General features: G+C 64.9%; 1 protein-coding gene. It reads left to right on the plus strand.

Annotated features, from left to right (window positions below):
- The coding region (locus EN852_RS34680) for an aminomethyltransferase family protein (RefSeq protein ID WP_135879580.1) at positions 1–624 on the plus strand (624 nt) is incomplete at both ends.

Genomic DNA, 624 nt, shown 5'->3' on the forward strand with positions numbered 1-624 from the left:
ACATTTCCGCCAAAACCGTGCCGTTCATGGCCTGCGGCGCGTTCGATATCGGCATGGTGCGCGCCCGCGTAGCCCGCCTCTCCATCGCCGGCGAGCTCGGCTTCGAGATCAACTGTCCGGCCACCCTGCATTCGAGCCTGCGTGAAACACTGCTTGCCGCCGGCGAGGATCTCGGCCTTGCCGAGATCGGTTACTACGCCCTGAATTCGCTCAGGCTGGAAAAGAGTTTCGGCATCTGGTCGCGCGAATTCACGCAAGGCTACGCGCCCGGCGAGACCGGGCTCGACCGCTTCATCGCCTTCGACAAGGGCGACTTCATTGGTCGCGAGGCGGCGCTGAAAGAGCGCAAGGTGGGTGTCTCGCGGGGTATCGTGATGCTGGAAGTCGATGCCGTCGATGCCGATGCCAGCGGCTTCGAGCCGGTCTGGTCCAAAGGCCGGCGTGTCGGCTTCGTCACCTCCGGCGGCTACGCCTACACGCTCGGCAAGAGCGTCGCCTTGGCGTTGCTGGACGACGATTTCACCGGGCAGGGGACCGAACTTTCCGTTCACATTGTCGGGGTCAAACGGCCGGCGCGCGTCATCGCGGCCTCGCCCTACGACCCTGAAGGCAAGGCGATGCGGC

Source organism: Mesorhizobium sp. M2E.F.Ca.ET.209.01.1.1 (assembly GCF_004010375.2).
Taxonomy (GTDB): Bacteria; Pseudomonadota; Alphaproteobacteria; order Rhizobiales; family Rhizobiaceae; genus Mesorhizobium.